General features: G+C 72.8%; 18 protein-coding genes. 5 read left to right on the forward strand and 13 right to left on the reverse strand.

Annotated elements, in window-relative coordinates; translation table 11 throughout:
* Positions 1-208 precede the first annotated feature (208 nt).
* Positions 209-388, reverse strand: coding sequence for a hypothetical protein (locus EAO76_RS10135; protein ID WP_262375334.1), 180 nt, complete (start codon positions 386-388; stop codon positions 209-211).
* A 158-nt stretch (positions 389-546) separates the two neighbouring features.
* On the opposite strand from EAO76_RS10135, the gene EAO76_RS10140 reads away from it, so the two are divergent.
* Positions 547-4,200: a hypothetical protein gene (locus tag EAO76_RS10140; protein WP_148835426.1), complete on the forward strand. Its 3,654-nt coding sequence runs from the start codon at positions 547-549 to the stop codon at positions 4,198-4,200.
* Between the two features lie 25 nt (positions 4,201-4,225).
* On the opposite strand, the gene EAO76_RS10145 is transcribed toward EAO76_RS10140, so the two are convergent.
* The 5 genes from EAO76_RS10145 to EAO76_RS10165 all read right to left on the reverse strand — a co-directional run bounded on the left by EAO76_RS10145 (position 4,226) and on the right by EAO76_RS10165 (position 10,095).
* Complete coding sequence (locus tag EAO76_RS10145; protein ID WP_187438528.1) at positions 4,226-4,885, reverse strand: response regulator transcription factor; 660 nt, start codon at positions 4,883-4,885, stop codon at positions 4,226-4,228.
* Positions 4,858-6,150, reverse strand: coding sequence for a sensor histidine kinase (locus tag EAO76_RS10150; protein WP_148835430.1), 1,293 nt, complete (start codon positions 6,148-6,150; stop codon positions 4,858-4,860). The genes EAO76_RS10145 and EAO76_RS10150 overlap by 28 nt, the downstream gene beginning before the upstream one ends.
* Positions 6,151-6,239: 89 nt before the next feature.
* Entirely contained in the window at positions 6,240-7,751 is a 1,512-nt protein-coding gene (locus EAO76_RS10155; protein WP_148835432.1) for an FG-GAP repeat protein, read from the reverse strand.
* A 247-nt stretch (positions 7,752-7,998) separates the two neighbouring features.
* Positions 7,999-8,457, reverse strand: coding sequence for a DUF1772 domain-containing protein (locus tag EAO76_RS10160; RefSeq protein ID WP_148835434.1), 459 nt, complete (start codon positions 8,455-8,457; stop codon positions 7,999-8,001).
* A gap of 84 nt (positions 8,458-8,541) precedes the next feature.
* Entirely contained in the window at positions 8,542-10,095 is a 1,554-nt protein-coding gene (locus EAO76_RS10165) for a von Willebrand factor type A domain-containing protein (protein WP_187438529.1), read from the reverse strand.
* Positions 10,096-11,014: 919 nt separating this feature from the next.
* On the opposite strand from EAO76_RS10165, the gene EAO76_RS10170 reads away from it, so the two are divergent.
* Positions 11,015-12,601, forward strand: coding sequence for an ABC transporter substrate-binding protein (locus EAO76_RS10170; RefSeq protein WP_148835436.1), 1,587 nt, complete (start codon positions 11,015-11,017; stop codon positions 12,599-12,601).
* On the opposite strand, the gene EAO76_RS10175 is transcribed toward EAO76_RS10170, so the two are convergent.
* From EAO76_RS10175 to EAO76_RS10185, 3 genes are all read right to left on the reverse strand, one after another.
* Positions 12,598-13,212: a DUF4291 domain-containing protein gene (locus tag EAO76_RS10175; protein ID WP_148835438.1), complete on the reverse strand. Its 615-nt coding sequence runs from the start codon at positions 13,210-13,212 to the stop codon at positions 12,598-12,600. The two genes, EAO76_RS10170 and EAO76_RS10175, sit on opposite strands and share 4 nt — an antisense overlap.
* A 163-nt stretch (positions 13,213-13,375) precedes the next feature.
* Positions 13,376-14,263: an ABC transporter permease gene (locus tag EAO76_RS10180; protein WP_148835440.1), complete on the reverse strand. Its 888-nt coding sequence runs from the start codon at positions 14,261-14,263 to the stop codon at positions 13,376-13,378.
* A complete protein-coding gene (locus EAO76_RS10185; RefSeq protein ID WP_262375368.1) occupies positions 14,260-16,821 on the reverse strand; it encodes an alpha/beta fold hydrolase in 2,562 nt (853 codons plus the stop codon). Before EAO76_RS10185 ends, EAO76_RS10180 begins: the two co-directional genes overlap by 4 nt.
* 491 nt (positions 16,822-17,312) lie before the next feature.
* Between EAO76_RS10185 and EAO76_RS10190 the strand changes: the two genes are divergently transcribed.
* The 3 genes from EAO76_RS10190 (at position 17,313) to EAO76_RS10200 (ending at position 20,099) form a co-directional block, all read left to right on the forward strand.
* Entirely contained in the window at positions 17,313-18,467 is a 1,155-nt protein-coding gene (locus EAO76_RS10190; protein ID WP_148835444.1) for a DUF3103 family protein, read from the forward strand.
* Positions 18,468-18,683: 216 nt separating this feature from the next.
* Entirely contained in the window at positions 18,684-19,457 is a 774-nt protein-coding gene (locus tag EAO76_RS10195; RefSeq protein ID WP_148835446.1) for a VC0807 family protein, read from the forward strand.
* 219 nt (positions 19,458-19,676) lie between these two features.
* Positions 19,677-20,099: a hypothetical protein gene (locus EAO76_RS10200; protein ID WP_148835448.1), complete on the forward strand. Its 423-nt coding sequence runs from the start codon at positions 19,677-19,679 to the stop codon at positions 20,097-20,099.
* Positions 20,100-20,169: 70 nt separating this feature from the next.
* Here the strand turns inward: EAO76_RS10200 and mmsA are convergent, their stop codons facing one another.
* Genes mmsA through EAO76_RS10220 form a run of 4 tightly spaced genes read right to left on the reverse strand, consistent with a single transcriptional unit; the run spans position 20,170 to position 25,398 of the window.
* A complete protein-coding gene (gene mmsA / locus EAO76_RS10205) occupies positions 20,170-21,669 on the reverse strand; it encodes a CoA-acylating methylmalonate-semialdehyde dehydrogenase (RefSeq protein WP_148835450.1) in 1,500 nt (499 codons plus the stop codon).
* A gap of 25 nt (positions 21,670-21,694) precedes the next feature.
* Positions 21,695-23,575: a 3D-(3,5/4)-trihydroxycyclohexane-1,2-dione acylhydrolase (decyclizing) gene (gene iolD / locus EAO76_RS10210; RefSeq protein WP_148835453.1), complete on the reverse strand. Its 1,881-nt coding sequence runs from the start codon at positions 23,573-23,575 to the stop codon at positions 21,695-21,697.
* Complete coding sequence (gene iolB, locus EAO76_RS10215; protein WP_148835455.1) at positions 23,572-24,456, reverse strand: 5-deoxy-glucuronate isomerase; 885 nt, start codon at positions 24,454-24,456, stop codon at positions 23,572-23,574. Before iolB ends, iolD begins: the two co-directional genes overlap by 4 nt.
* Positions 24,457-24,465: 9 nt before the next feature.
* Positions 24,466-25,398 (reverse strand): deoxyribose-phosphate aldolase, encoded by a 933-nt coding sequence (locus EAO76_RS10220; RefSeq protein ID WP_148835456.1) that lies wholly within the window; start codon positions 25,396-25,398, stop codon positions 24,466-24,468.
* Positions 25,399-25,418: the final 20 nt, after the last annotated feature.

Here is a 25,418-nt window from a genome sequence, read left to right on the forward strand (position 1 = left end):
TGCGGGCAAAGGATCAACTACCGCTCTCATCAGTGGCCACACGTTGTGACCGGTGAGACGCTAGCAGTGAGAATCCGAGCGGTGTCGACGGTCGGTGAAATTGTCCGGATACCCCCAATGGAGGCTGTTCGCAGGCAAGTTCACGCCATTCCGCGGGATGGAAGGAGGGCCGGATCCGGCCACGGCCACCCCCCTTCCCGCTCCTGCCTCACTTCGGCGGACGCCGCCTCATCAGGATGGTCAGCGTGGCGCGGGCGTCGCGGCGGTGCTCCGGAGTGGGGGCCATGACCGAGGCGAGCGCGACGGCGGCGAGGAGCCCCGTGTAGGCCGTGGCGCTGACGGCGGCGAGGGAGGTCGCGTCCTGGAGAAGAGTGGAGAGTGTGAGCACGGGCAGTCCTTTCGTTCCGGCCGCCGGGCTCGATTCCCGGGCGGTGGAACCACCTTGGCGACCCGTCCCGCAGCCAGCGACGTCCGACCGGCCGCACCGCCGGAAACCCCAGCCCTGTCGGGAAGATGAACTGCAGTCGACGCAATCGCGGAGAAATTGTGAAGATCATTCGGGACGACCGTGATCGTCGACCGGCGCTCGATGCTTTCGGCCTCAGGCTGACGGAGTTGCGCGACAGGGCCGAAGCCTCGGAGAACGGCAGCTTCGCGGCCTGCGCCCAGGAAGCGGGGCTGCGTCCGAAAACCGTCCTGACCTGGTGCCGTGGCGTGTCGGCCCCGCAGCGTTCCGGCACACCGGACGTGCGGAGGCTGGTGGAGAGCCTCCGGGCCAGGGCCGGTGAACCTGCGGAGTTCGATGCCGGGTGGGAGCAGGCGCTCGAAGCCGCGCAGCGGGAGACGGACGAGCGCCGGGGCATCTCCTCGCGCCGGGCCCGTGTGCGGAGCCTGGGCCACGAGGCGTTGCAGCACTACAAGTCGGGGCTCAGGGCCATGTACGACTTCGCCGACGACTCGACCGTGGGCGCACCCCCGTATCTCTGGTGGCAGGCACCGCAGTGGGCCGGGAAGACGACACTGCTGGACGACTTCGTGGAACAGCCGCCCGAAAAGGTCGGCCTCATCCGCTACTTCGTCTCCGGGGTCGAAGGAAACAATCACCACGACCGATTCGTGACCTACATGGTGAAGGAGCTGACGAGGCGGCTGGGAACCCGGGCGTCCGCCCCGTCGCCCGCAGAGCTCCGGCGGCTGTACCGCGAGGCCGCGACGCGACAGCTTCGGCTGCTGATCGTGGTGGACGGCCTGGACGAGGACGCCGCATGGGACGACGGACCCCCCGGAACCCGGCGCTCGTCCACCAGCATCGCGTCGCTGCTCCCCGAACCGGCGCGGAAGACCCTGGTCCGCGTCATCGTGTCGAGCCGGCCCGCGTCGAAACCGCCTTCCGACGTACCGGCGTCCCATCCCCTGCGGAAACGCAGGTACGTGCGGGAGCTCCGCCCGTTCGCGGGCGATCGGGGCGCCCGGCTCGCCGCCCGCGAGGAGCTGGAACGGCTGGGTGCGTCCTCGCCGGGACGCACGGCGACCGGGCTCCTCACCGTGATCGGGCTCCTCACCGTGGCCGGGACCGGCCTGCGCCGCCGGGAACTGGCCGAGCTGGCGGGGGTGGAACGGAACGAGATCGACCAGCTGCTGAAGGGCTCTCGGGGCCTCCAGCTGGTCCCCGACATTGCGGGGGCCGCCGCCGACGGCCGTGTGACCGGCCATGAAGCGCTGCTGCGAGTTGCCGGGGAACTGCTCGACCCCGCTCTGCTGGAGGACTGCGCCGGGCGGCTGCACGCCTGGGCCGACCGCTGGCGGACACGGGGCTGGCCGGAGTCCACGCCCGACTACCTGCTGTCCCACTACCCCCGGCTGCTGCGCGGAACCGATCGCGTCGAGCGGATCGTGCTCGATCCGCGGCGCCAGTCGCGGCTCGTGGCGGCGGGCCGCCCGGACGAGGCACTGGCGCAACTCGACCTCGTACCGGTCGCGGAGCAGGAAGTCACGGTCCAGGGGGGCACGGGACAGGTTGTCGCGCGACGGGCGGGCATGGGCACGGCTGCGGAGGTGGCTCTCTCCCGGACCGTGCTGTCCGGGCGCACCCGGCTCGTGCCGCGTGGCTTCCCCGGGCTGTTCGCCCTCGCCGGGCAGGCCTCCCGGGCCCGCGAACTCGCCTCCTCCCCTCCCGACGGGACGGCCGCGGCCCTGCGGCTGGCGGACGTGGCCGTGGTCCTCGGCCGCCAGGGGCGGGAGGAGGCGGAGGCGGTCGGCCGGGAGGCGGCCGCACGGGCGAGGCGGGCGTCGGCTCTTCCGGCCGGTCGGGGCCGGGAGGTCACCGAGCTGGTCGAGGCGGGCATCGCGCTGTGCGCCTGCGGCCAATACACGTCCGGGCACGCGGTGTTGCGCGCCGTCGCCGGTCGTCCGGATGCCGGCTGGGCCGACCGCGTCCGTGCCATGGGGGCGCTCGACGGGGAGGACCGAGCCGGTCTGCTCGACGGGACGGCCGAGCACGCGGAAGCGCTGAGTCTCGGTGCGTCCGACGAGCAGGCCGAGGCCCTTGAGATCTGGTCATGGCTGGCGAGGGACGACGCCCGTTTCCAGGACCGCGTCGAGAGCTTCTGCGCCGGGCTGGACCCCTCGTCGGATCTGACGCATGTCGATCTGCTGGCGCTCGGCGCCGACGCCCTGCTGCCGGTGCGGCCGGACGCGGCCGGAGCACTGGCGCGCCGAGCGCGCCGGGCCCTGGTCGACGCCTTCGCCGTGCCGGAGGCACGCTCATCGGCCGACCGTGCCCATCTGCGTCTCGAACTGTCCACGACCCTCGCGCGCGTGGTGGCCGTCCTGCGCGACGCCGGGCACGAGGACAGTGCGCGCGACCTCCTCGATCTGGTACCGGACGGGCTGTGCCCGGACGCGCTCGACGAGGACGTACGGGGTCAGGCTCTCGCCGTACTGGAACAGGGGGATGAAACCCGGCCGGCTGAACACCCAGCGGAGTCCGATGAGTTCGACGAGATCCGGGCGGCACTGGAGGAGAAGCCCGTCGTCGGCCGCAGGCTCCTCGCGACGGCTTTCGCCCGGTGGGAAGGACACGCGTCGGTGGCGGACACCCGCAGGTGGGGACTTCCGCTGGCCGAGTCGCTCGCGGCGGCGGGACTCATCGACGAGGCGGTCCGCCTCGCGAAGCGGTCGCGGGAGCCCGACGTGCTGGCGGGCGCGCTGGCCGTCGTGTCACTGGGCTGCGCGGCGGGCGGGGACATCGCCGGGGCCGGACGGCTCGCCCGGGACGCCGCGCGGGCGGCGGTGCTGACGCACGACCTGTCCGTGCACGGTCTCGTCGCCCAGGCACTCGCCCGGGCCGGCGAGGCCGACGCCGCGGAGCAGCGACTCGCGGCCCGGCCGGACCCGGCCACCGCCGCCGGACGCCGGGAGGCCGGGCGCGTCCGGCTCGCCGTGGCCGCGGCAGCGGCCCCGCACGACCCCCGGGCCGCCCACCGATTCGTCGAGGAGCACGTCGCTGTGCTCGGCAGGTCGGCCGCCCTGCCGTTCCTGAGAGGGCAAACGGTGCTGCCCGACCTGGTGGATCTGCTGCTCGTGCTGCCCGATCCGAGAGAGCACGGGGCCGACATGTGCGCGGCGCTGCACAGCGCCTGCGCCCGGCCGGAGGATGTCCTCGACGGGTGGAAGGCGCACACCGTGCTGCTGAACGTCCTGCTCGGCTCGGGCAGGTGCTGCCCCGGGGTGCCGTCGCCGGCGGAGGGCAGGCTGAGCTCCTGGAAGAACTACGCACTCAGGACGCTCCTGCCCCGGGGCGAGTTGCCCATGGCGGAGTGGGCGGTCCTGCACGCCTTCCGGGAGGGCGCCCCAGCCGCCCGGGACGCTGCCGGGCCGGCCGGGACCCCGGAGGAACGGGCGGCGGCCCTGGCCGCGGTGGCGGGGTATCTCGCGGGGGTCCGGGTGGTCGTTCCGGCCGCGGACGGCTGGGGCCGGCAGCGCACCCCCGTGCTGCGTTTCCTCGCGCTCGCCGACGCGCTCGGCACGGACGCCTCCCGGGACGAGGGGGCGGCCCGCGAGCTCGTGCGGGAGGTGCTGGCGGGCGAGCACTGGCGGTACGCGCTGCCGCTCCTGCCCCGGCTGGCTCCCGAGGCCCTCCCCCGGCTCGCGGAGCTCGCCCTCGCGCACACCTCCGGTGCCGTCGGTGAGGGGTTCTGACCCGGCGGGACCTGGACCCGGTGGGTCAGGCGCGCAGGTAGGTCAGGACCGCCAGGACCCTGCGGTGTGTCTCGTCGGCGGGGGGAAGGTCGAGTTTGGCGAGGATGTTGCCGATGTGCTTGCCCACCGCCGCCTCGGAGACGACCAGTTCGCGGGCGATGGCGCCGTTCGATCTGCCCTGGGCCACCTGGGCGAGCACCTCGCGTTCGCGGGGGGTGAGGCGTTCCAGGGGGTCGCGGCGGCGGCGCAGGAGTTGGCGTACGACCTCCGGGTCGACGACCGTGCCGCCGTCGGCGACCTCGTGCAGGGCGTCGACGAACTCCTCGACCTGGCCGACCCGGTCCTTGAGCAGGTAGCCGACGCCCGAACCGTCGCCGGAGTCGAGGAGGTCGGCGGCGTAGGTGCGTTGCACGTACTGGCTCAGGACCAGCACGGGGAGCGCGGGGCGCCGGGTGCGCAGGCGGATCGCGGCGTGCAGGCCCTCGTCCTGGAAGCCGGGCGGCATCCGGACGTCCGTCACGACGATGTCCGGGGCGTGTTCGGCCTCGGCCGCCACGAGTGCCTCCGCGTCCCCGACCGCCGCGACCACCTCGTGCCCGAACCGGCCGAGCAGGCCGGTCAGTCCGTCGCGCAGCAGCACGCTGTCCTCGGCCAGGACTACGCGGAGCGATCGGTCCACTCGCAAGGAATCTCCACACGCAATCGGGTCGGTCCCCCGGCCGGGCTGGACAGCGCAAGTCTGCCATCGAGCACGGACACCCGGTCGGCCAGGCCGGTCAGCCCGCTGCCGCCCCCGGTCGTGCTCGCGCCGCCCCGGCCGTCGTCGTGGATCTCCAGGAACAGCCGGCCCCCGGTGTGGCCGCCGCTGACCTCGGCGCGGCTCGCCCCGCTGTGTCTGGCGACGTTGGCCAGCGCCTCGCAGACCACGAAGTACGCGGCGGCCTCGACCGCTTCGGGGAGTCTGCCGGGCAGGTCGAGCCGGAGGCCGACGGGGATCACGGAGCGTTCGGCGGCGTCGGCGACCGCCGCCCGCAGGCCGTAGTCGGCCAGGACCTGGGGGTGGATGCCGTGGATCAGTTCGCGCAGCTCTGCCAGGGCCCGGCCCGCCTCCTCGTGGGCCCTGGCCAGTTGGTCGGCGAGCGGGCCGGGCGGGGCGTCCAGCCGGGCCAGGCCGAGCATCATGGTGAGCGCGACGATGCGCTGCTGGGCCCCGTCGTGGAGATCGCGCTCGATGCGGCGGCGCTCGGCCTCGAAGGCGTCGACCAACCGGACACGGGAGCGGGCCAGTTCGACCAGCCGGTCGTCCAGTTCCGTCGGTCCGGGGACGAGCAGGAGGCGGGTCAGCGCCGCGCGCGCCCCGGCCGCCGCGCCCAGGGCGTGGCCGCCCGGCAGCAGGAGCACGAGGCCGCCCGCCGCCGTCGCGAGGGCCTCGGGCCACGTCGTGACCGTCCACAGCTTCACCACGCGGAGTTCCTCGCCGTCCCCGTACACCCGCAGCAGCACGGGGGTGGCCGCCATCGTCAGCGGTACGAGCGCGCAGACGGCCACCGCGAGGGCGTCGAGCGGCCACAGGACCACGGCGAACAGCAGCGCGTACCCGAGTTCCCGCCAGGTGACCCGCTCCCGGAACCGGCACGTCAGCCAGCTCCACAGCCCCGGTTCGGCGGGCCTGCGGTGCGGGTCCGGCGCCGGTTCGGGGTCCATCAGCCGCAGCCTGCGCCGCTCCAGGGCCGCCACCGGGATCCCGGTCAGGGCCATCAGTGCGAGCAGTGGCAGCCCGATCAGTACGAGGGAGAGCGCGCCGCCCACGACCGCCCCGAGCACGCCCGCCACCAGGAGGACCGCCCCCGCCACCGCGCCGCCGGCCAGGTAACCGGCCGACCGCCAGGGCCAGGAGGACAGCGGGTAACGGGGGTCGGGCAGGGCCTGCCACACGGTGCGGGAGCTCATGGCCCCACCGTAGGAGGCGACTTCGGGGCGGGACATACCCGCTGCCCGACTCCCGGGGGTGGGGCGGGCCCCACCCCCGGGACACGTCGTCAGCGGTTGAACGACGCGCCGAGTCGCGCGCCCGTGCCCACCGTGCCGAGGGTGCCGTGGCCGAAGGTGAACGAGCCCTTGGCCGTGACTCCGGAGGCCGTGGCCGGGAAGACCCACAGGGAGCCCGCGCCCGTGTTCTCGCCGGGTGCGCCGACGACCAGTTCGCCGCGGCCGTCGCGGTCGGCGTCGACCAGCTTCACGGCGGCGCCGAAGCCGTCTCCGGCCTCGGCGGCCCCGGGGACGTCCGCGGTGTCCTGGTTGAAGCCCAGGGTGCCGGTCCCGGTGGGGCCGGAGGCGGTGCCGGGGAGGATCAGGACCGAGCCCGCCCGCTTCTTCGTGCCGAGGGCCTCGCCGGGCACGCCGACGGCGATGTCGCCGTAGCCGTCGCCGTTCATGTCGCCGACCGACAGCGAGGCGCCGAACCCGTCGCCCATCTCGGCGACGCCGGGGACACCGGCGCTGTCCTGGTTGAAGACCTTGGCCCGGTCGCCCCGCGGGCCGGTGGCGCCGCCCGGGACGTAGGTGACCATGCCGCCCAGGGCGAGCGGGTTGCCCACGTCGCTGTCGTGGCCCTCGACCATGCGCCCCACGACGAGGTCGGCGTACTTGTCGCCGTCGACGTGGCCGGCCGTGACGGTCTCGCCGGCCTGGAGGCCGTAGCCGTTCGCCCCCTTGACGACGGTGTAGTCCTCGGCGAGGCCGGTGGCGCCGCCCCTGCGGACGATGGCGCGCCGGGCGTCGTACTCGTCGCCGTCGTGGACGACACCGGCGAGGTCGTCGCGGCCGTCGCCGTCGAAGTCGCCCGCGGCGATGTCCATGTACCGCAGGTCGTCCATGTCGCGGATCTCCCTGACCGGGGCCGCCGCGCCGCCGTCGCGCCCGAACGGGCCGGACAGGACGTGGAGGTCGCTCCTGCCGAGGGTGGCCACGTCCGCGTCGCCGTCGCCGTCGAAGTCGCCGACGGCGACTTCACCGCCGATGCCCTCGTACTGCTCGTCGCCGGTCAGCAGGGTCGCACCGCCGGACAGGCCCTGCGGGCCGCCCCAGATCACGGTGAGCGAACCGGCCGACCCGGACGTGCCGGCCTTCTCGTTCTCCGCGCCGACGACGAGGTCGCCGTACCCGTCCCCGTCGAGGTCGGCACCGGCCGTCGCGCCGCCGAACCGGACACCGGCCGCGGCGGTGCCCGGTATTCCGGGCGAGTCCTGGGTGAAGACCTGCTTGGTGGAGGTCTGCAGGCCCTTCGCGGAGCCGTAGACCACGCCCACGTACCCGGCTTTGGCGCTGCCCTCGACGGTGGCGTCGGGGGCGGTGAACGCCACGTCCCGGTAGCCGTCGCCGTTGAAGTCGTCGCGGCGCGCGGCCGGGGCGGGGACGGCGGCGTTCGCGGACGCCGGGGCCGCGGCGGGGACCGTTCCGGGCGTCGCCGCCCCGGCGGCGGGAAGGGTGATCACGGCGGTCGTCACGGTGATGGCGAGGACCACTGCGGTTCCGAGGGCACGGGCTGCCACGGGGGCTCCTTCGGTCGGGTTCGACGAGAACGTTCCGGAGGGTGCGCGGGGTACCGGCACCGTGCAGTCTCAGACCGGCGGACGCCCGCCGGGGTTGCCCCGCGGGCCGGACCGTCACAGCTCCTCCACGCGCCGGGCGCGCGGCGGATCCGTTCACGGTCCGGCCCGTGGTGCGAAGGGCCGGGGCGTTCTCACGAAGGGGCGGGGCGTTCTCATCAAGTGGCCGGGCCCGTGGTGCGGGGACGTCCTACGAGCCGATCGCGGCCAGCAGGACGAAGGCGGCCAGCGACAGGAGCGTCCGGACCCGGTGGAGCCGGTTCCACCGGCCCTCGAAGGCGGCGCGGGCGGCGCTTTCGTCGCCGCCCTCCGACTGCGCGAGCCGGTTGTTCAGCGGGACGTTGCCGGCGATCGTGATCAGGTGGCTGCCGACCGCGCAGGCCAGTGCCGCCAGGGCGAGCACCCGGTCGACGCCGTCGTCGCCGAAGACCACGACGGCCGGGAAGGCGATCACCCCGAAGAAGAGGAGCAGGAAGAACGGGCCGGGCACCTTCTCGTTGAAGCGGCGCATGGCGTCCGTGAACCGCTCGTCCGGCAGGATCGCCAGGCCGGGCATGATCGAGGTCAGGAACGTCAGCATCAGTCCGGCGTAGAGCCCGGTCGTGATGACGGCGAGGGCCAGGAACAGGGATTCGAGGGAGGAGGACATGGGATACATCATGTCGTCGGCACACGTGTCGCACAGCCCACTTCCGCAGGGCGGTGCGACACGTCAACTCCCTTGTGCCGAAGGTCAGTCGATCTCCCCCTCGGGTTCTCCCCCGGTCGCTCCGTCGCGCCTGCCGTCACGCAGCCGGGCGGCCTGCTCGATCGCGGTGGCCAGCTTCCGCACCGAGTCGTCCTCGGTGTCGGACGCCAGCTTCCCGGCCCGCGCGGCGAGTTCGCCGAGGCCGGGCGCGCCCGTCAGTTCCTCGCCGCGCAGCGACTGGGCGAAGTAGGCGGCGACGGCGGTCACCTGGAGGCGCCGGGAGGCACCGCCCCACAGCGGGCCGTCGATCGCGTTCGTGGTGATGGAGCCGGTCCGCTCGTGGGGCGCCCTGGTCTTCGGGTCCTGCCAGCGCACGGTCGCGGTCGCCACGTGGCCGGACGCGCCCTCCTTGAGGCGCACCGCGTAGAGCGCCGTCACCGTGTGGCCGGGGCCGACCTCGCCGCCGTCGACGCGGTCGTCGCGGAAGTCCTCGTCGGCGACCTTCCGGTTCTCGTACCCGATGAGCTCGAACTGCTTCACGGTCTTCGGGTCGAAGGCGACCTGGGCCTTGGCGTCGCGGGCCGTCAGTTCGAGGTGGGCGGGCAGCTGGTCGACGAAGACCTTGCGGGCCTGGGCCTCGTCGGCGATGTACGTGGTGTGGCCGTCGCCCTTGTTGGTGAGCTCCTCCATCAGCGCGTCGCCGTACTCGCTGCCGACGCCTACCCCGAAGAGGGTGATGCCGTACTCGCGGCGGGCGGAGTCGATGCGCTCCAGGATGCCCTCGGCCTCGGTCTCGCCGGTGTTGGCGAGCGCGTCGGAGAGCAGGACGACCCGGTTGGTGGAGCCCTTGGCGTGGCCCTCGACCGCCTCCTCGTAACCGCGCCTGATGCCGGCCTCCACATTGGTGGAGTCGGTGGCCTCCATGGAGTCGACCCGGTCGCGGATCTTGTCCCGGTGGCCCCCCACCCGGGTCATCGGCAGCAGGGTCTCCGCCTCGTCGCTGAAGGTGACCAGGGAGATCGAGTCGTCGTCGCGGAGTTCGCCGGCCAGGATGCGCAGGGACTGCTTCACCAGGTCGAGGCGGCCCGCCGCGCTCACCTTCGTCGTCGACATCTCCGGCTCGATGGCCGCCGCGGGCCTGGCCCCGTCCATGTTCACGGCGAAGCCGTTGCCCTCCGGCCTCCGGTAGCCCTGGCGGAAGCTGTTGACGAACTCCTCGGGCCGCACGGTGTCCGGCCTCGGCAGGCTGCCGTCGGCCAGGACGCGGCGGGCGTAGCCGTAGGAGGCGGTGTCGACGTCCAGGGCGAAGGTGGACAGGTAGTCGGGCGCGACCGGCGGCGCGGACTCCTCCGGCCCGTCCGCGTCCCGCCGCTTCTCCGCGCCGCTCCCGGCCGCGCCGCCCGGTGCGGCGGGCGCGGGCGCCCCGCCCCGCACGCCCCGGCTGTCGGTCGTGGCGGAGTCGTGCGAGGTGCCCGAGCATCCGGTGAGCAGCATCCCTCCCGCCAGCAGTACGCCGAGGGCCCCCTGCCACGTCCGCGGGAGTCCCGCGCCGTACGTGCCCGCCCGGCGCGCCCCGTGCTTCCTTGTCCGGCGTTCCATCGTTTTCCCCCCAATGTCTTGGTGCCTGCACTTGTGAATGTGACGTGCGAGGTGGCGCGTCGGAGTCGACGAGGATGTTGCGGAAGGATCTCGATGCGGCAACAGCCGCCGGGAAACGGGCGGGATGTCGAGATCGGGACACGAAGTCCTCACGGCGGGGGCACGTCGCCGAGCCGGTGCGGGTGACCGTGCCCGTTTCCGTGTCCCCGCCCGCGCGGGCCCGCGGGGCCCTCGGGCAGCCGGCCCGAACCGTCACATGCCGCGGAAGGTGACGCTCCGGAAGCGATCGGAAAAGGCGCCCGAGTGGCATCAGATGGGGACCAGAGGGATCAGGAGGACCAGAAAGGCGAAGGCAAGTGAATCGCTTCCGAACCGCCATCAGGGAGGGAAGGCACCGGAAAACGGGGTTTCCCGCATTTATCCAGGGATAGGGTCCGGCGGGTTTCGGCACACGGGTGTCCACGGTGTCCAAAAGGAGCGGTGACGCAGTCCTGATCTGCTGCTATGACATGGTCGACACCAGTGGGCACACCGGAACACACCTCCACCCGGAGTCCTCCGCCGGTCGGCCCTCACGAACAGCCGCCAGGTTTTTCAGGCCAACCCGCCTGCCGCCCCCGGCTTTTTCCTTCGCGTGCTGCACCGCCGCTCGGCTCCGTGTACTAATAAGGGTGTTCAACGGCACCACGAGACCGACCACCACCTGTCTTCTCCTGTTCATCTGCTGGAATTTGACGTCAGGTCATCGCGCGTAGAGTTCCTGGGTGAACACCGGGTCCGGAAGGGCCGCCGGTCCGTACCACGGTCCCCGGCGGCCGGACCGGCTCCCGTCGGACGGCCGCGGTGTTCACAGCACTTCCTGACCCGATCCGGTTGTCCGGGAACACCCACTCCCGGCCGAGAGTATGAGGCACGTTCTGTGAAGGTTCGTACGAGTCGGCCGGGCGCCCTGATCTCCGTGGGCCTGGCAGCGACGCTGTTGACGGGTTGCGGGTCCCAGAACGACATCTGGCAGTTCGACGCCAAGGAGAGCCTGGTCGTCGGGATGTCCGACGACATCCTCGCGACGGACCCGGCCGCAGGTTACGACCCCGGGTCCTGGCTGCTGTTCAACAACGTCTTCCAGTCCCTGCTGAGCTTCCCGCCCGGTTCCTCCACCCCGGTGCCGGAGGCGGCCGACGAGTGCGGTTTCTCGGACGACAGCAAGACCTACACCTGCACCCTGCGCGACGGGCTGAAGTTCAGCAACGGCCACAACCTCACGTCGAAGGACGTCAAGTACTCCTTCGACCGGGCGATCAGGATCAACGACCCGGCGGGTCCGGCGCCGCTGCTCTCCACCATCGCGTCGATCGAGACCCCGGACGTGCGGACGGTCGTCTTCCGCCTCAAGGTGCCCGACGCGACGTTCCCCAGCAAGATCGCCTCGGGTGCCGGTTCCATCGTGGACCACGAGGTCTACCCGGCGGACAGCCTGCTCAAGGGCGACAAGGCGATCGGTTCCGGCCCCTACGAGCTGGACTCCATCGACAAGTCGAAGGCCGACTTCTCGGTGTACTCCGGATACCAGGGCAACGCCGAGGTGAAGAACTCCGGTGTGACGCTGCGGCTGTTCCGCGGCGACCAGCAGGCCCTCAAGTCGTCCCTGGAGAAGGGCGACGTGGACGTCGCGTACCGAGGTCTCACCGCCAAGGCGATAGCCGCCCTGGACACCTCGCCCGGCGCCGAGAAGGACGGCATCGAGGTCGTCCAGGGAAACAGTGCCGAGGTCCAGCACCTGGTCTTCAACGTGGCCGACCCCGTGGTCGGCAAGATCGCCGTGCGCAAGGCCATCGCCCATCTCGTCGACCGGTACGCCCTGGTCAGCAAGGTCTACGAGTCCACGGCGACACCGCTCTACTCGATCGTCCCGGTCGGCATCACCGGCCACGGGACCTCCTTCTTCGACACGTACGGGGACAGCCCGCAGCCGAAGGTGGCGAAGAAGATCCTGGAGGACGCCGGCATCACCGACAAGGTGAAGCTCACCCTCTGGTCCACCCCGAGCCGTTACGGTCCCGCCACCGACGACGAGCTGCGGACCATCGCCGGACAGCTGAACCGGAGCGGCCTCTTCGACGCCCGGATGAAGTCCGTCCCGTTCGACGAGTACGAGGAGAACATCTCCGAGGGCAAGTACGGCATCTACGTGAAGGGCTGGGTGCCGGACTACCCCGACCCCGACAACTTCACCCAGCCGTTCTTCGGCAAGGGCAACGTCCTGTCGAACAATTTCGAGAACGGCGAGATCTCCCGGATCATCCCGCGGACGTCGTCCATGACCGACCGCGCGAAGACCCGGCAGGAGTTCATGAAGCTCCAGGACATCGTGGCGGACCAGCTGCCGCTGCTGCCGCTGTGGCAGGGCAAGCAGTACGCGGTCGCCCACGAGAACGTCCGGGGCCTGCAGAACTGCCTGGACACCTCGACCGTCTTCCGGTTCTGGGAGCTCAGCACCGCGTCCTAGGAGGCGGGTTCACCGGTCGCGACCGGGACCGGGGCGGCGCCCAGGGGGTACGGGTCCTCCCGGGGCAGGAGCCGGGCCGCCTCCTCGGTGCTCCCGGCCGCGACCAGTGCGTGGACCCGCCGGGCGAGCGGGGTGACGTCGCGGATGGACACCGTCCACTCGTCCGCGTACCGCCGCGACGCCTCGCCGGAGAGCCCGAGCTGGAGGGAGCGGTACGGCAGCCGGTCCAGGCGCAGGTCCCGCTCCGGGTCCCACTGGACGCGCGCCGGGGCCCGGCGCAGGGCGTGCTGCCAGGCGGCGCGGTCCGGGTGGACTCCCCCGACGTAGTGCGAGAGTTCGGCCCCGGCCAGGGCCCGGTCGAAGCCCTCGCGGGTGATCTCGACGGCCAGCACGGTCTCCTGGCCCTCCTTGGTGCCCCAGCCGCAGCGGTACATCATCCACAGGAAACTCGGCTTGATCCACGTCATGCGGTCCCGCTTCCAGGTGTCGGGGAAGCGCCCGTCGCGCGCGGCCGGGAGGCCGATGGACGGGGTGTACGCCTGGTAGACGGTGATCGTGGTGTCCGTGTACTGGGCACGGATCTCGTACTGCGGCCTGGTCGGAGCGGTCATGCCCCCATCAGAGCACCGGCCCGACGATCCCCGCGAACGAATTCTCCGGGCTCCGGACCCGGGCCGGACCGGGCAGAACCGGCGCCGGACCGGGCAGAACCCGGGCCCTGCTCCCGGCCCGGATCCCGGCCCGGCCCCGGAGACCAGGGGCCGGGCGCCCGTCTCAGGACACGATGTCCTTGCGGCCGAAGCCCCGGAAGGCGAGGGCGAACAGGATCAGGGCGTACGTCACCGAGATCGCCGCGCCCTTCGTCATGCCGGCCCACTCCAGTTCGGGCTGGAGCGCGTCCGCCCAGGCGAACTGCCAGTGCGCGGGCAGGAACTCGCGCCAGGAGCCGAGCGCGGTGACGGCGTCCAGCACATTGCCGACGATGGTCAGCCCGACCGCGCCGCCGACCGCGCCCAGCGGGGCGTCGGTCCTGGTCGACAGCCAGAACGCCAGTCCGGCGGTGACCAGTTGCGAGACGAAGACGAACGCGACGGCGAGCGCCAGCCGGGGCACGGTGTCCGAGGTCGCGAGCGCGCCGCCGGTGGGGAGTCGGAGCGGCCCCCAGCCGTATGCGACGGCCCCCGCGGCCAGGGCGACGAGCGGCAGCAGCACCATCGCGGCGAGGCTGAAGCCGAGCGCCACGACGAGCTTGCTCCACAGCAGCCTGGCCCGCGGCACGGGCGCCGCCAGCAGATAGCGCAGCGAGGACCAGCTCGCCTCCGAGGCGACGGTGTCGCCGCAGAACAGCGCCACCGGCACCACGAGCAGGAACCCGGCGGAGACGAACAGGCAGGTCGCGGCGAAGTTCGCGGCGGAGGCCGTCGCGGTGTCCATCAGGGTGATCCGGTCGCTGCCGCCGCCCCGCGATTCCGGGGTGCCGCCGATCGCGAACGCGACGATCAGGACGAACGGCAGTGCCGCCAGCACCCCGCCCATGATCAGGGTGCGGCGTCTGCGCAGCTGGCGCATCGCCTCGACCCGCAGCGGCAGGGTGTGCCGGGCACGGTAGCCGGGTGCCCCGGCGGTGCCGGCGGCTTCGGTGACATCGGCTGCGGCACTCATGCGGAGCCTCCGGAGATCAGGGTGAGGAACGCGTCCTCCAGTCGGCGGTGCGGTCCGACACCGGTCATCGGCACGTCGAGCCGGACCAGTTCGGCGATCAGCTCGGCCGGGGTGGCGCCGTCGAGCCGTACGAGCAGCCCGCGGCCGTCCTCCGTGCGGGCGGCCGAACCGATCCCGGGCAGCGCGGCGACCTTCTCCGCGAGAGGTTCGGCCACCTCGCGCGCGCTGGTGACCAGCAGCGTGTCCCCGGACCCGGTGATCTCGGCGACCGGGCCGGCCTGGACGAGCCGGCCCCGGTCCATGACCACGAGGTGGGTGCAGGACTGCTCGACCTCGGAGAGCAGGTGGCTGGAGACGATGACGGTCCGGCCCCCGGCCGCGTACCGGATCATCACGTCCCGCATCTCGCGGATCTGGGGCGGGTCGAGCCCGTTGGTCGGTTCGTCGAGGATGAGCAGGTCCGGCATGCCGAGCATGGCCTGGGCGATGGCGAGCCGTTGCCGCATGCCCTGCGAGTACGTGCGGACGGCGCGGGCCAGGGCGTCGCCGAGCCCGGCGATCTCCAGGGCCTCCTCGATGTGCGCGTCCTCGGCGGGCCGTCCGGTGGCCTGCCAGTACAGCTCCAGGTTGGCGCGCCCGGACAGGTGCGGCAGGAAGCCGGCGCCCTCGACGAACGCGCCGACGCGGGACAGCACGGGCGCGCCGGGCCGGATGGCCTGTCCGAAGACGCGGATCTCGCCGTCGTCGGGCGTGATGAGTCCCATCAGCATGCGCAGGGTCGTGGTCTTGCCCGCGCCGTTGGGGCCGAGGAGTCCGAGCACCTGCCCCTTCCCGACCCGGAAGGACAGGTCCTTCACGGCGTACCGGTCGGTGGACCCGGCGTACTTCTTCGACAGTCCGGTGATCCGGAGGGGCACGTCGGCGAGTGCCGGGTCGGGCGCGGGGGCCGCGGCGCGGCGGCGGGCGGTGAGCAGCAGTGCGGCGGCGATCACGACGGCGGCGGCCGGCAGTGCCCAGGTCCAGCGGGGCAGGGGGGCCGCCGCGGTTCTCAGATCGGGGGCGGTGGCCCCTGGTCTCCGGGGCCGGGCCGGGATCCGGGCCGGGAGCAGGGCCCGGGTTCTGCCCGGTCCGGCGCCGGTTCTGCCCGGTCCGGCCCGGGTCCGGAGCCCGGAGAATTCGTTCGCGGGGAGGGTCAGCCGTACGCCCCTGCCCTGCCGGTCCTGCGGGATGCGGACGGGGGCGACCAGTTGGGAGGGCAGCAGCTGCTGCCCTCCGTCCGGGGACACGTCGTAGACCTTCCCGAACAGGACGGCGTCGCCGGAGTCGGTCCGGACGTCGACGGTCACGGTCGGGGTGCCGGTGACGCTCAGCGGCGTGTCCAGCGGGGCCGAGTCGAAGCGGGCGTGCTGGCCGGGGAAGTCGAGCGAGAGCCCGACGCCGAGGGACGACAGCCGGGAGAGGCCGCCGCCGACGCCGGGTACGGCCGAGACGGCCGGCGGACTGGCCCCGGCGGGGTTGCGGAACGTCTGGGTCCGCCGCCCGATGCCGATCTCCTCCTTCCCGCTGTCCAGCCCCGGGTACGTGTCGCTGCTCGCCCCGCGCGCGAGGGCGGCCCCGTCGGTGGAGTCGACGCCTCCGGTGCGGGTGACGCGGAAGGCGGGGCCGGTGTCGGCGTTCTTGTCGCCCTTCAGGTACCGGTCGAACCAGCGGCCGACGCGCTGTTGCACCCGGTCGGTCTCCGGGTCGCCGCCGTCGTGTCCGCCGGCGATCCAGTCGACGGCGACCGGGGCGCCGTTGCCGCTGATCGCCCCGGCCATGGCGTCGGCCTGGCCGAGCGGGAAGAGGGAGTCGGTCTGTCCCTGCACGATGAGCGCGGGCACCCGGATCCGGTCGGCGACGGCGCTCGGGGAGCGCCCGGTCAGCAGTGCGCGGGCGGCGGCGTCCGGTTTCCCGTCGACGGCGACCCGTTCGTACATCTCGCAGAGCCGCTTCTCGAACTTCTGGCAGCCGCCGCCGGTGGTGACGAAGATTCCGGCCCAGAGCTTCTTGAAGACCCCGTCGGGGAAGAGGGCGTCGGCCAGGTTCCAGTAGGTGATCTGCGGTGCGACGGCGTCGACGCGCTCGTCGTGCCCGGCGGCGAGGAGCGAGACGGCCCCGCCGTAGGAGGCGCCGGTGATCCCGACGCGGGGGTCGCCCTCGGCGTCGAGTTCCACCTCGGGCCGGTCCGCGAGCCAGTCGATCAGCCGGGACACGTCCCGGACCTCGCGGTCGGGGGCGTTGAGCGAGATCTCCCCGCCCGACTTCCCGAACCCGCGCGCGGACCAGGTCAGCACGGCGTATCCGGCACCGGCCAGCTGTTCGGCCTGGTCCCGCACGTCGTCCTTGCTGCCGCCGAACCCGTGCCCGATCAGCACGGCCGGCCGGCGTTGCGTGCCGCCGGTGGTGAAGTACGAGGTGTCGATGGACACCCCGTCGAACCGCATCGTCCGGTCCTTGCGGTGCACGGCGGGCGCGCCGTCGTCGGCCGCGGCGGTCCAGGTTCCCGCACCGGCCAGCACGACGAGTGCCGCGAGGCCCGCGGCCCATCGGCCCCGCCCTCGGGGCAGCAGCCGCCGCCGGCGGGGCGGGTGCGCATCGGAGGTGTCCATGGTTCCCGACCCTAAGCGGACGACCGCCGCCCGCGGACAGCCGACAGAGGGAACTCCTCGGCCTCCTCCCGGCGTACGGGGGCCGTCCGCCGTACTGCGGACGCGGTATGCCGGGGCGACGGGGCGGAGCGGACGCGGCGTCAGAACGGGCCGGACGCGCCCCTGGAGCGGACCTGACTCGGTACCGGAACGGGCCGGACGCGCCTCCGGGACGGGCCTGACGCGGCGCCGGAACGCCGCGCGGGGCATACCGTCGCCCCGGGCAACCTTGTCATGGACATAGAAACAAGGTCTACTCGCATAGATCGATGTGACCGTCCCTCAGCCGCTCGTCGGGCGCGGGGGCCACCTCGTCATTCCCGCAGCACCCCGTCTTCACTTTCTTTCGTCAGGAGAGATCCTTGAGTACCTCCACATCGCTGCGCACGACGCTGATCGGTGTCACCCTGGCCGCGACCGCGCTGGTCCCGCTCCAGGGCACCGCGCTGGCCGCGCAGCCCGGAGCGAACACGGCGGCCCCCTCCGCCGCCTCCACCTCCTCGGTCGCCGGCATCGAGGACGCCACCGCGCTCGCGCTCGCCCGTTCCCTCGCCGACCCGGCCTGGAGCAGAGAGGTCCGCAGAGCCGCCCTGGCCGCGGACTCGGTCGGTCTCGGGGAGCTGACCGGCGGTGCCACCGCCGCGGCCGGCCAAGGGCTCGCCGCCCGGATCGCCGGGGCCGACCGGGGCGTCGCCGCGGCCAAGGGCCTGGGCGACGGCGCGGGTCCGCTGCTGCGGCTCGGCCTGGCGGACGCGTCGATGAGGAACCGGCTCGCCTCGGGATCGGCCCCGCTGGTGGCCGCCGCCCCGTCCGACGACGACGCCTCGACGTTCACCGCGTACGACAGCCGGGGCGTGGCCCACGAACTGTCCTCGGACAGGGCCCCCGGCCGGCCCGTCTACCTCGTCGACGTCGACGGCTCGAAGGCCGTCGCCGAAGGGTTGAAGGTCATCGACAGGGCCCTGGAGTCCAAGGGGCTGAACACCCCCGCACCGGCCGCCGGGCCCGGCACCCTGGCCGCCGCGTCGGGCATCGACACCACCCGGATCGACTCGGTGCGGATCACCGACGTCAAGGAGCCCGGCATCAAGGGCGACGCCGAGATCTTCACCCTGGTCACGGGCTTCGGCAAGGACGGCAAGCCCCGCGTCGACACCGTCGAGATGCCCTACCTGAACAAGGCGGACACGACCTACTACCCGAGCCAGGTCCTGGTCAACTGGTCCAACTACAAATACAACATGGCCGACGCGGTCATGATGGAGGACGACGGGGACACCAACTACCAGGCCCTGGCCAAGGCCATCGTCACGGTCCTGCTCACCATCACCGACCAGGGCGCGTACATCCCGCTGGCCGACGCGCTGCTCGACGCCGTCCCCACCAGCTGGTGGACCGACGACCCGGACTACGTCGACTCCTGGTACACCCTCGCCAAGACCAGCAGCGGCAAGCGCAACGGTGCCGCGGGCAACGGCTGGATGAGCGTCTCGCCGTACCACGTGTCGGAACTCTGACCGGCCGAGACCTGACGTACCGGAGCATGCGCGGCGCGCGGTGGCGCGCATGCTCCCCGGGACGGCGTCCCCGGAGGCGTCATGCCGGGCACCTGACATTCGTCATACGGACCTCGGTACACGCGGCTCTGCCGGGCAACGGGCCCCGGCGGCCAGTCTGTACACATCGAGAGCGGGGCCGCGAAAGGCCCCCGCCACACGGGAGAGGAACCCGTCATGACCAGCCCGGCCGCCACCGTCACCGCCCCCGTCGCAGTCGTTCCGGTCGCCGCCGCCACCGCATCCGCCGCGCCCGCCGCGGACGCCCAGGCCGCCGCCGGCCGGTTCACGCCGCGCCGGGCGGTGCTGGACAGCGTGCTGCCGCTGCTGGTGGACGTGGCGGTGCCGCTCGCCTCGTACTACGCGCTGAAGGCGGCGGGCACGGGGACGTTCGCCGCGCTGGCCTGGAGCAGCGTGCTGCCGGCCGTGCGCACCGCGTGGAGCGTGGTGCGCGGGCAGCGGCTCAACGGGCTGGCGGCGCTGATCGTGACGGTCAACGCGGTGGGCCTGCTGACGAGTCTGGTGGTGGGCGACCCGCGGCTGATGCTCGCCAAGGACAGCGGGGTGAGCAGCATCATCGGGATCGTCGTCCTGGTGACCGCGCTGAAGGGGCAGCCGATGATGACCGCGGGCGTGCGGCCCTGGCTGGTGGGGGGCGACGCGGCCAAGGCCGACGCCTGGCAGCGGCTGTCGGCCGGGTCGGCGGCGTTCCGGCGGGCGGAGACCCGGTTCTCGATGGTGTGGGGCGCGGCGCTGCTGGGCGAGTGCGTGGTGCGGACGGTGGGTGCGTACACGGTGCCGGTCGAGACGATGGTGTGGCTCGGCACGGTGATCATGGTGGCGACGATGGTGTCCGCGTTCCTGGTCTCGGGGCGGGTGGGCGCCGTCCCGATGCAGCGGATGATCGCCGAGGCCGTGTGCGCGGAGAAGGCGGAGACCGCCGCCCGGTGACCCGGTGACCCGATGACGGGCCACCGGCCGGAGGGGGGCCGGAGGCCGAGGGCCGGGGAGGAGCCGTTCGCGGCTCCTCCCCGGCCCTTTTCCGCCGGACGGCCATTACCTCTCCGGTAATTGAGGCGTTCGCGGGCCGGTCATTACCTTCCCCGCAGGGGCCTGCGCCCCTCCGGTCCCGCACCCGGACCGGCGCCACAGCAACGAAAGGAAGACCTCATGATGTCGTTCCGGAACGCGGGTACGGTCACTGCGACGGGCACCGACCGCTCCGACGGCCTTCTCCGGTTCGCCCTCCTGGCGGACGCCGTCCTCACCGGTGCGAACGGCCTCGGATACCTCGGGCTCGCCACGGTCCTGGACTCGTTCCTCGGCGTGCGCCTCTCGGTGCAGTACCCGGTGGGCGTGTTCCTCGTCGGGTACGCGCTGTGGGTACTGGCCGTCTCCCGACAGGAGAACATCGGCCGCGGCCCGGTCGTCGCCATCATCGCCCTGAACACGGCCTGGGCCGTGGCGAGCGTCGTGACGGTCGCCGTGGACGCGCTGACCGCGACGGGCGTCGGCAACGGATGGATCGTGCTCCAGGGCCTGACGGTGGCGGCCATGGGCGCGCTCCAGTACCTGGGTCTGCGACGCGTGTGAGGGCACGCGGGACGGCCCGCGCGGACGGGGGAGGTGTCCGTGCGGGCCGTCGGAAGGGGGGCGAAATGGATCAGTGGTTGCGGGGGAAGCCCAGGTCCACGCCCGCCGGGGCGTCGGCCGGGTCCGGCCAGCGGGTGGTGACGACCTTGCCGCGGGTGTAGAAGTGCACCCCGTCGTTGCCGTAGATGTGGTGGTCGCCGAAGAGGGAGTCCTTCCAGCCACCGAAGGAGTGGTAGCCGACCGGCACCGGGATCGGCACGTTGACGCCGACCATGCCGGCCTCGACCTCCAGCTGGAAGCGGCGGGCGGCGCCGCCGTCCCGGGTGAAGATCGCGGTGCCGTTGCCGAACGGCGAGGCGTTCATGAGGGCCACGCCCTCCTCGTACGTCTCGGTGCGCAGGACGCACAGCACCGGGCCGAAGATCTCGTCCTTGTACGCGTCCGAGTCGGTGGACACGTTGTCGAGCAGGGAGAGGCCGATCCAGTGGCCGTTCTCGAAGCCCTCGACGGTGTGGCCGGTGCCGTCGAGCACGACGTCGGCGCCCTGGGCGGCGGCGCCCGCGACGTAGGAGGCGACCTTGTCGCGGTGGGCGGCGGTGATCAGCGGGCCCATCTCGGACGTCGGGTCGTTGCCGGGGCCGATCTTGATCTTCTCGGCGCGCTCCTTGATCTTGGCGACGAGCTCGTCGGCGATCGAGCCGACCGCGACGATCGCGGAGATCGCCATGCAGCGCTCGCCCGCGGAGCCGTACGCGGCGGAGACGGCGGCGTCGGCGGCGGCATCCAGGTCCGCGTCCGGCAGCACCAGCATGTGGTTCTTCGCGCCGCCGAGCGCCTGGACCCGCTTGCCGTTGGCGGAGGCGGTGGTGTGGATGTAGCGGGCGATCGGGGTGGAGCCCACGAAGGAGACCGCGGCGACGTCCGGGTGGTTCAGCAGGCCGTCGACGGCGACCTTGTCACCGTGCAGGACGTTCAGCACGCCGTCCGGCAGACCGGCCTCGGCGGCCAGCTCGGCCAGCAGGTTCGCGGCCGACGGGTCCTTCTCGCTGGGCTTGAGCACGAAGGTGTTGCCGCAGGCGATGGCCAGCGGGAACATCCACATCGGCACCATGGCCGGGAAGTTGAACGGGGTGATGCCGGCGACGACGCCGAGCGGCTGGCGGATCGCGGCGACGTCGACCCGGCTGGAGACCTGGGTGGACAGCTCGCCCTTGAGCTGGGTGGTGATGCCGCAGGCCAGCTCGACGATCTCCAGACCGCGGGCGACCTCGCCCAGCGCGTCCGAGTGCACCTTGCCGTGCTCGGCGGTGATCAGCGCGGCGATCTCGTCGCGGTGGGCGTCCAGCAGCGCGCGGTAGCGGAAGAGGATCGCCGTGCGGGTGGCCAGCGAGGACGTGCCCCAGGAGGCGTAGGCGTCCTTCGCGGCGGCGACCGCGGCGTCGACCTCTTCGAGGGAGGCGAGCGCGACCTGGGTGGTGACCTCTCCGGTGGCCGGGTCGGTGACCGGGCCGTGGTTGCCCGACGCGCCCTCGACGGTCTTGCCACCGATCCAGTGGTTGACGGTCTTCATGACAGAAACTCCTTCGGTGGCGTCTTCAGAGGTGGTGGCGACGGTCGGCGACGTGGCGGTCGTACTCTTCCCGGGCTCTCACGGCCGGCGGCCGGGTGGCCGTCTCGGCAACGGGAACATCCCACCACGCCTGCGCCGGAGGGGGGCCCGACACTGTGTCTGCCGTTTCGGTCTCGACGTAGACACAAGTGGGACGGTCCGCCGCGCGCGCCTCGCGGAGGGCCTCGCGCAGGTCGCGCACGCTCCTGGCGCGCAGCACCCGCATCCCGAGCGAGCCCGCGTTGGCCGCGAGATCGACGGGCAGCGGAGGGCCGGTGAACGTGCCGTCCGCGGCGCGGTGGCGGTAGGCCGTGCCGAGGCGCTCGGCGCCGACCGCCTCGGAGAGCCCGCCGATGGACGCGTAGCCGTGGTTCTGCAGGACGACCAGCTTCACCGGGAGTTCCTGCTGCACGGCGGTGACGATCTCGGTGGGGTTCATCAGGTACGTGCCGTCGCCGACCAGGGCCCAGACCGGGCGGTCGGGGGCGGCCAGCTGGACCCCGATCGCGGCCGGGATCTCGTAGCCCATGCAGGAGTAGCCGTACTCCACGTGGTACTGCCGGGGGGAGCGGGCCCGCCAGAGCTTGTGCAGGTCGCCGGGGAGCGAACCGGCCGCGTTGATCAGGATGTCGTCCTCGGTGACGAGGCCGTCGAGGAGGCCGAGAACCTGGGCCTGGGTGGGGCGGGCGTGCGGGTCGGGGGCGGTGAACGCGGCGGTGACGCGCCGCTCCCAGCGCTCCTTGGCGTCGGTGTACTCGGTCTCGTAGGCCGGGTCGACGCGGTGGTTGCGTTCGGCGAGCGCGGCGGTGAGGGCTTCGAGGGCGCTGCGGGCGTCGGCGACGAGCGGGAGGGCGCCGAGCTTGTGGGCGTCGAAGCCGGTGATGTTGAGGTTGAGGAAGCGGACCCCGGGGTTCGCGAAGAGGGTGGCGGAGGCGGTGGTGAAGTCGGAGTAGCGGGTGCCGATGCCGATGACCAGGTCGGCGGTGCGGGCCAGCTCGTCGGCGGTCGCGGTGCCGGTGTGGCCGATGCCGCCGACGTCGGCGGGGTGGTCGTGCCGCAGGGAGCCCTTGCCGGCCTGGGTGGAGGCGACCGGGATGCGGGTGTCGGCTGCGAACGCGGCGAGGGTGCTCTCGGCCGCGCTGTGGTGGACGCCGCCGCCCGCCACGATCAGCGGTCTGCGGGCGCCGAGCACCGCCCGCACGGCCCGGTCCAACTCCTGCGGGTCGGGGGCGGGGCGGCGTACGTGCCAGACGCGTTCGGCGAAGAACTCCTCCGGCCAGTCGTACGCCTGGACCTGCACGTCCTGCGGCAGCGCGAGGGTGACGGCACCGGTCTGCGCCGGGTCGGTCAGTGTCCGTACGGCCTGGAGGGCGGCCGGGACCAGGGCCTCGGGGCGGGTGATCCGGTCGAAGTAGCGGGAGACGGGGCGCAGGCAGTCGTTGACCGACACGTCGCCCGCGTACGGGACCTCGATCTGCTGGAGCACCGGGTCGGCGGGCCGGGTCGCGAAGGTGTCCCCGGGCAGGAGGAGGACGGGGAGGTGGTTGACGGTGGCGAGGGCGGCGCCGGTGACGAGGTTGGTGGCGCCGGGGCCGATGGAGGTGGTGACGGCGTGCGCGGAGAGCCGCCCGCACTGGCGGGCGTAGCCGACGGCGGCGTGCACCATGGCCTGTTCGTTGCGGCCCTGGAGGTAGGGCATGGCCCGGCCCGACTCGACGAGCGCCTGGCCGACGCCGGCGACGTTGCCATGGCCGAAGATGCCCCAGGTGGCACCGATCAGCCGCTGCCGCCGGCCGTCGCGTTCGGTGTACTGGCGGGCCAGGAAGGCCACCAGGGCCTGGGCGGTGGTGAGGCGGCGGGTGCTCATGGGCGTTCCTCCGTCCCGTGGAGGGGAAGTCTGGGGTCCACCGGCTGCGACGGCCAGGTGTCGCGGATCCAGCCGTGCTCCGGGTGGTCGCTGATCAGCCATTCCCGCTGCTCCCCCGGGCCCGCCATCACGTTGAGGTAGTAGAGGGTGCGGCCCGGGGAGGCGATGGACGGGCCGTGCCAGCCGTCGGGGATCAGGACGGTGTCGCCGCTGCGCACCTCGGCGAGGACGTCCGTGCCGCCGGTCCGCGACGGCGACACCCGGTGGTAGCCGAGGCCGTCGTGCTCCACCTCGAAGTAGTAGATCTCCTCCAGGACGGATTCGACGCCGGGGATGTGCTCGTCGTGCTTGTGCGGCGGGTAGGAGGACCAGTTGCCGCCGGGGGTGAGGACCTCGACGGCGATCAGCCGGTCGCACTCGAAGGTGTCGGCGGCGGCGAAGTTGTTGACCTGGCGCGAGCAGGTCCCCGAGCCGCGCAGTTCGACCGGTACCTCCGGCGCGGGGCCGTAGCGAGCGGGGAGTCGTCGCTCGCACTTCGCTCCTGCCAGGGCGAAGCGGCCTCCTGCGCCGGAGGCGATCTGTGCATGGGCGTCGCGCGGTACATAGGCGAAGTCGGTCACGCCGCTGAACACGCTTTCCCGGCCCAGCAGTTCAAAGATCTCACCTGAGGTGTGCACCGTACAGCCACCGGTCAACGGAAGGACGATCCACTCGCACTCCCCGGTGACGAGCGTGTGAACTCCGCCGGGTCCGAGTTCCAGGACGCGCAGGCCCGACCGGTCCCATCCGGCTTGCTCGGGGCCGATGTCGAGGGCGTAGGGGCCGTGCGCCGTGGTTCCGGCGCGGAGGTGGTGATGGTGCTGTTCGTCGTCCGTCGTCATGGCCGTTCCCTACCCGTTCTCCGGTCCGTTTCCGTTCCTTCCGGATCCGGTCGGCTCCAGCAGCGAGACGGCCGTGTCCACGGCCGCGGCCACGTCCCCGCCGGCCGGGTAGAGCAGCGAACGCCCCACCACCAGTCCCTGGACGGTGGGCAGTCGCAGTGCCGTGCGCCATTTCTCGAACGCGCCGTCCAGGTCGTCGCCGACCTCCCCGCCCAGCAGGACGGCGGGCAGCGTCGACGCCTCCATCACCCGGGCCATGGCGTGGGGGTCGTCGGTGACGGGGACCTTGAGCCAGGTGTACGCGGAGGTCCCGGCCAGCCCCGACGCGATGGCGATCGAGGTGGTGACCGCCTCCGCGCCGAGGTCGTTGTGGACGCGGCCCTCGCTGCGGCGGCAGAGGAACGGTTCGACGAAGACCGGCAGCCGGTGCGCGGCCATGGCGTCGATGGCGCGGGCGGTGGCGTGCATGGTGTCGAGCGAGCCGGGGTCGTCGTAGTCGATCCGGAGCAGCAGTTTGCCGCCGTCGAAGCGGAGCCGGGCGAGGTCCCGGGGGCGGTGGCCGGTGAACCGGTCGTCGAGTTCGAAGGCGGCGCCCGCGAGGCCGCCGCGGTTCATCGAGCCGATGACGACCTTGTCCTCCAGCGCCCCGAGGAGCAGCAGGTCGTCGAGGATGTCGGCGGTGGCGAGCACGCCGTCGACGCCGGGGCGGGAGAGGGCGAGGCGGAGCCGTTCCAGGAGCTCGAAGCGGTTGGCCATGGCCAGTTCGCGGTCGCCGACGGCCAGGGAGCCGCGGGCCGGGTGGTCCGCCGCGATGATCATCAGCCGTCCGCGGTCGCCGACGAGGGGGCGTCTGCGGCGGCGCGCCGCGGCTTCGGCGACGGCCTCGGGGTGGTGCACGCGCAGCCGGACGAGGTCGCTGACCGAGGAGGCCGGGGGTGTCATGGGGCGGCTCCGGTGGGGCG

The sequence above is a fragment of the Streptomyces sp. sk2.1 genome (assembly GCF_008120935.1).
Classification (GTDB): Bacteria; Actinomycetota; Actinomycetes; order Streptomycetales; family Streptomycetaceae; genus Streptomyces.

What these genes read in the sequence shown, in the direction of transcription:
- EAO76_RS10150 (WP_148835430.1), bottom strand. Translation starts at nt 6,150, where the DNA reads ATGAGCTCCCGCACCGTGTGGCAGGCCCTGCCCGACCCCCGTTACCCG.
- EAO76_RS10160 (WP_148835434.1), bottom strand. Translation starts at nt 8,457, where the DNA reads ATGTCCTCCTCCCTCGAATCCCTGTTCCTGGCCCTCGCCGTCATCACG.
- EAO76_RS10165 (WP_187438529.1), bottom strand. Translation starts at nt 10,095, where the DNA reads ATGGAACGCCGGACAAGGAAGCACGGGGCGCGCCGGGCGGGCACGTAC.
- EAO76_RS10175 (WP_148835438.1), bottom strand. Translation starts at nt 13,212, where the DNA reads ATGACCGCTCCGACCAGGCCGCAGTACGAGATCCGTGCCCAGTACACG.
- EAO76_RS10180 (WP_148835440.1), bottom strand. Translation starts at nt 14,263, where the DNA reads ATGAGTGCCGCAGCCGATGTCACCGAAGCCGCCGGCACCGCCGGGGCA.
- EAO76_RS10195 (WP_148835446.1), top strand. Translation starts at nt 18,684, where the DNA reads ATGACCAGCCCGGCCGCCACCGTCACCGCCCCCGTCGCAGTCGTTCCG.
- EAO76_RS10200 (WP_148835448.1), top strand. Translation starts at nt 19,677, where the DNA reads ATGATGTCGTTCCGGAACGCGGGTACGGTCACTGCGACGGGCACCGAC.
- mmsA (WP_148835450.1), bottom strand. Translation starts at nt 21,669, where the DNA reads ATGAAGACCGTCAACCACTGGATCGGTGGCAAGACCGTCGAGGGCGCG.
- iolD (WP_148835453.1), bottom strand. Translation starts at nt 23,575, where the DNA reads ATGAGCACCCGCCGCCTCACCACCGCCCAGGCCCTGGTGGCCTTCCTG.
- iolB (WP_148835455.1), bottom strand. Translation starts at nt 24,456, where the DNA reads ATGACGACGGACGACGAACAGCACCATCACCACCTCCGCGCCGGAACC.
- EAO76_RS10220 (WP_148835456.1), bottom strand. Translation starts at nt 25,398, where the DNA reads ATGACACCCCCGGCCTCCTCGGTCAGCGACCTCGTCCGGCTGCGCGTG.